At 66.7% G+C, this 4,676-nt stretch carries 6 protein-coding genes, 1 tRNA gene and 1 pseudogene; 7 read left to right on the top strand and 1 reads right to left on the bottom strand.

The window, feature by feature from the left end; genetic code table 11:
- The 4 genes and pseudogenes from WAN71_RS02700 to WAN71_RS02685 all read left to right on the top strand — a co-directional run.
- Window positions 1–384: pseudogene (locus tag WAN71_RS02700) on the top strand (ABC transporter ATP-binding protein); the annotation flags it as partial.
- Window positions 385–386: 2 nt separating this feature from the next.
- Complete coding sequence (locus WAN71_RS02695; protein WP_422223848.1) at window positions 387–1,070, top strand: ABC transporter permease; 684 nt, start codon at window positions 387–389, stop codon at window positions 1,068–1,070.
- Complete coding sequence (locus WAN71_RS02690) at window positions 1,067–1,807, top strand: ABC transporter permease (protein ID WP_422223847.1); 741 nt, start codon at window positions 1,067–1,069, stop codon at window positions 1,805–1,807. The genes WAN71_RS02695 and WAN71_RS02690 overlap by 4 nt, the downstream gene beginning before the upstream one ends.
- 74 nt (window positions 1,808–1,881) lie before the next feature.
- Complete coding sequence (locus WAN71_RS02685) at window positions 1,882–2,409, top strand: putative glycolipid-binding domain-containing protein (protein WP_422223850.1); 528 nt, start codon at window positions 1,882–1,884, stop codon at window positions 2,407–2,409.
- Here WAN71_RS02685 and WAN71_RS02680 read toward each other — a convergent pair.
- Complete coding sequence (locus WAN71_RS02680; RefSeq protein WP_422223849.1) at window positions 2,378–3,316, bottom strand: prephenate dehydrogenase; 939 nt, start codon at window positions 3,314–3,316, stop codon at window positions 2,378–2,380. The two genes, WAN71_RS02685 and WAN71_RS02680, sit on opposite strands and share 32 nt — an antisense overlap.
- Before the next feature lie 144 nt (window positions 3,317–3,460).
- Here WAN71_RS02680 and WAN71_RS02675 point away from each other — a divergent pair, with 144 nt between their 5' ends.
- The 3 genes from WAN71_RS02675 to WAN71_RS02665 all read left to right on the top strand — a co-directional run bounded on the left by WAN71_RS02675 (window position 3,461) and on the right by WAN71_RS02665 (window position 4,548).
- A complete protein-coding gene (locus WAN71_RS02675) occupies window positions 3,461–3,973 on the top strand; it encodes a tRNA adenosine deaminase-associated protein (RefSeq protein WP_422223846.1) in 513 nt (170 codons plus the stop codon).
- Entirely contained in the window at window positions 3,970–4,428 is a 459-nt protein-coding gene (locus WAN71_RS02670) for a nucleoside deaminase (protein WP_422223845.1), read from the top strand. Before WAN71_RS02675 ends, WAN71_RS02670 begins: the two co-directional genes overlap by 4 nt.
- Window positions 4,429–4,457: 29 nt before the next feature.
- Window positions 4,458–4,548, top strand: a tRNA-Ser gene (locus WAN71_RS02665).
- Window positions 4,549–4,676 lie beyond the last annotated feature (128 nt).

The raw sequence follows: 4,676 nt of genomic DNA, 5'->3' as shown, positions 1-4,676 counted from the left end.
GGTGCAGGTCGAGGCTATCGATGGCTGCAGTTCTTGGACGCGGCACGACTACCGGTGCACGACATACATCAAATCGCCGAGTCCGCGATCAGAGACGCCGAACTTCGCGACGGCTGGACATTGGTGGTGAAAGCCGATGGCGCGCCGTTGGGGTGGATCGACGCCAACGGCGTACGAAAGCACCGCAGCGGCGCGTCGTTGCTCGACAGCGTGACGTCCGTCGGTTCGCTCTTCCGCCCGGGCGCCAGCCTGAGCCAGGCACTGGACGCGGCGTTGTCGTCCCCGGCAACGACGGGCGTCGCCGTCGATGAAGCGGGCAAGGTCATCGGGGGAGTGCGGGCCGGCGATGTGCTGGCCGCCTTGGAATCCCAACCGCAGGACTAGACGTGCACTACCTGATCACTCACCTCCCGGCGGCGTGGATGCTGACCGTGATCCACCTACGGCTGTCGCTGGTGCCGGTTTTGGCCGGGATGGCGATCGCCTTGCCGTGGGGCGTAGTGGCGCGGCGCAGAGCCGTGCTGCGACGATTGACCACGGTGACCGCAAGTGTGGTGTTCACCATTCCGTCGCTGGCGCTGTTCGTGGTGTTGCCGCTGATCATTCCGACCCGGATTCTCGACGAGGCCAATGTCATTGTCGCGCTGACGCTGTACACCACGGCGCTGATGGTGCGCGAGGTTTTCGAGGCGCTGGACGCGGTGCCAGTGCAGCTGCGCGACGCTGCCAGCGCGATCGGTTACCGGCCGATCATGCGACTGCTCAAAGTCGAATTGCCACTGTCGATTCCGTTGCTAGTCGCCGGGCTGCGGGTGGTCGTGGTGACCAACATCTCGATGGTCTCGGTGGGCGCGGTGATTGGCATCGGCGGCCTGGGAACCTGGTTCACCGAGGGCTACCAGGCGAACAAGAGCGACCAGATCGTCGCGGGGATCATCGCCATCCTGGTGCTTGCGCTCGTCGTTGACGTGCTGATCATGTTGGCCGGACGGCTGGCAACGCCGTGGAATCGCGCAGCGCGGCCCCGCCGTCGGTTGCCAACGGCTCCCGTGGTGGGGGGCTCGCGATGAGCTTCATCGAACAGGCAGTGTCCTACCTGTTCACCGCGAGCAACTGGTTCGGCCCGGTGGGTCTTGCTGCGCGCACCTTGGAACACCTGGAGTACACCGCGGCCGCAGTAGCGGTTTCGGCGCTGATCGCTATCCCGGTCGGCATGATCGTCGGCCATACCGGCCGGGGCACCCTGGTGGTGGTGAGCCTGGTCAACGCGTTACGCGCGCTGCCGACCCTCGGTGTGCTGCTGTTGGCCGTATTGCTGTGGGGCTTGGGCCTGGTGCCACCGATCGTGGCGCTGATGCTGCTAGGCATCCCACCATTGCTGGCCGGCACGTATGCCGGCATTGCCGCCGTGGACCACACCGTCGTCGACGCTGCCCGCGCGATGGGCATGGGCGAGATGCGCGTGCTAATGCGGGTCGAGGTGCCCAACGCGTTGCCGCTGATTTTGGGCGGGCTGCGCACCGCGACGTTGCAGGTGGTCGCCACCGCGACGGTGGCCGCCTATGCCAGCCTGGGCGGGCTGGGGCGATATTTGATCGACGGAATCAAGGTGCGCCAATTCCACATCGCTCTAGTCGGCGCGCTGATGGTGGCTGCGCTGGCGTTGTTCCTTGACGCGGCGATGGGATTCGCGATCTGGGCCTCGGTGCCCGGTACCGGTCGGCTGCGACGAAAGCCACCGAATGGTGCAGGCGTGACCGGCCACGCCTCGAAATCACCGGGGCGGTCGCCTAACGTGGACCCGTGAGCCCCGCCCCAACGGAAGCGACGTCCAACTCCTGGTCGGCGATTTTGACCTGGCGCGCACATGACGCCAGGCGGATGGAATCGGTACGAGTGCAGTTGTCCGGCAAGCGATTAAAGGCCAACGGACGCATCGTGGCCGCTGACACCGAGACCAATCCGGCATTCGCCGCCTACTACGACCTGCAAACCGACGAGACCGGCGCGACCAAGCGACTCGGGATGACGGTCACCCTGGCTGAGCGGGAACGGCAGCTCGCGATCGCGCGCGACGAGGAGAACATGTGGATGGTCACTGACCATCAGGGTGAGTCTCGGGCAGGCTACGACGGCGCCCTAGACGTTGATGTGGTCTTCAGCCCGTTCTTCAACTCGTTGCCGATCCGTCGCTGCGGTTTGATGGAGCGAGCCGAGTCGATCACGGTTCCGACCATCTACGTGAGACTGCCCGAAATGTCGGTGACCTCAGCAATGGTCAGCTACAGCAGTCCAGCCCCGGGAGGTGCCGAGGGGATCAAGGTGCACTCGCCGGTGTCCGAGACAACGCTGACCGTCGACGTGGACGGGTTCATCATCAACTACCCAGACTTGGCAGAACGGATCTGATCACCCCGCCGGCTCGACCCGCGGCGGCCAGCTCTTCGCGCCATTTCTCCGCGCCGACGAACACGGTGACGATCTCCGGCCGCGGAAAACTGTCGTAGCGGGTGCGTGCGGCGTGCCCGGCTTCGACAAGCTCGGCGACGGAGTTGTTGTGTGCCAGCGACTCTCGCGCATCGGTAAGCAATTCGATGGCCCGGTCCAATGTCGGCAGCAGTTGGCCTGCGTTGGCTTCGCACATCGCCCGCACCAGATCCGGCGCGCTGCCTGCCACCCGCGTGCCGTCCCGGAACGACCCTGCGGCCAGTGCGAATGCCAGCGGAACCTCCGAAGCGGTGACCGCGAGTGCTTCGGCGAGCAGATGCGGCAGATGCGAGATTGCGGCCGCAGCGGCGTCGTGTTCGTCGGATCTGGCCGGCACCACCACCGACCCGCAGTCCAGCGCCAGCTCCAACACCATTGACCAGATCGCCGGGTCGACGTGGTCGTCCACACTGATCACCCACGGGGCACCGGTGAACAGCCGGGCATGGCCGGCGGACCAACCCGAGTGCGCTGTGCCCGTCATCGGATGCCCGCCGACGAAGTGTCGCTGCAGACCGGCGGCGATCACCTCGTCGAGCACCGCACTTTTGACGCTGGTCACGTCGGTGAGCGGACAGTCGGGGGCCGACTCGCCGATATGGGCGAGCAGGATAGGCAACGCCGGCATCGGCACCGCGAGAACGATCAGCGCGCCGCTGTCGGCGGCGCGGGTCAGCACCTCGGTGATGTCGGTGGTCGCGTCGAAGCCGTCGAACCGGGCCGCCTGGGCCCCTTCGACCGAGCGGTTGTATCCGAAGGCCCCGCGGCCGGCGGCCGTCGCCGCGCGCAGTAACGAGCCCCCGATCAGTCCTAGGCCCAGTACGCACACCGGTGTCTTGGATACAGTCGCAGCCACCCCACAAGGTTGGCACATTCGCCTGGGAGATCCGACGCCCGATAGGCGGCCGACGCGACGCCGATCTGCTGGTCAGTTGCTGGTCAATGGGCTCCAGCGGGACTAGCGTAGGCGGCCATGGGAGCACAGCGGGCTTCCGCGCAGGCTGACACGCCGGATGGTTTCGGCGTGGCCGTGGTGCGCGAGGACGGTAAATGGCGCTGTTCTGCCATGCGTTCCAAAGTCCTGACCAGCTTGACTGACGCGGAAACCGAGCTGCGGGAGTTGCGCAGCGCCGGCGCGGTTTTCGGGCTGCTTGACGTTGACGACGAGTTTTTCGTGATCGTGCGGCCGGCGCCGTCGGGAACCCGGCTGTTGCTCTCGGACGCGACCGCCGCACTGGACTACGACATCGCCGCCGAAGTGCTGGACAACCTCGACGCCGACATCGATCCGGAGGATCTCGAGGACGCCGACCCGTTCGAGGAGGGCGATCTCGGGCTGCTCTCCGATGTCGGGCTGCCCGAGGCGGTGCTGGGCGTCATTCTCGACGAGACCGACCTCTACGCCGACGAGCAGCTGGGCCGCATCGCGCGGGAGATGGGCTTCGCCGAGGAGCTGTCGGCGGTGATCGACCGTCTCGGACGGTGAGCTCCGACGAAGACCTGATCCGTGCCGCCCTGGCGGTTGCTGGTACCGCGGGTCCACGTGACGTTCCGGTGGGCGCGGTGGTCGTCGGCCCCGACGGCACCGAGCTGGGCCGCGCGGTCAATGCGCGCGAGGCACTCGGCGATCCAACCGCGCACGCCGAGATCCTGGCCATCCGGGCTGCCGCCGGCGTACTCGGCGACGGGTGGCGGCTGACCGGAGCGACGCTGGCGGTCACCGTTGAGCCGTGCACGATGTGCGCGGGCGCATTGGTGATGGCGCGGGTCGACCGTTTGGTGTTCGGGGCCTGGGAGCCCAAAACCGGGGCGGTCGGCTCGCTGTGGGACGTGGTCCGCGACCGACGGCTCAACCACCGTCCGGCCGTCCGCGGCGGGGTGCTGGCCGACGAATGCGCCGCCCTGCTGGAGGCCTTCTTCGCTCGCCAGCGATTGGGGTGAGCACGGCAGCGTTGGGTAAGCTGTCCGGCGGTGGCGTGTCCGAGCGGCCTAAGGAGCACGCCTCGAAAGCGTGTGACGGGTAACCCCCGTCCGAGGGTTCAAATCCCTCCGCCACCGCCATTGTGATGTCTCGGGACATCGTGCACATGTGTCTTGGGACATCGTTCACGGTTTGGCTTGTGGTTGGTAGTCCTTGGTCGGGTCGAGGTGAAGTTCTCGCAGTAGTTGCCCGTCGGTGGTGGTGATCC

Origin of the sequence: Mycobacterium sp. (assembly GCF_049280035.1) — a bacterium.
Lineage (GTDB): Bacteria > Actinomycetota > Actinomycetes > Mycobacteriales > Mycobacteriaceae > Mycobacterium.
The sequence above is the reverse complement of the archived record's forward strand: the minus strand, read 5'-3'. Positions and strand labels throughout refer to the sequence as shown.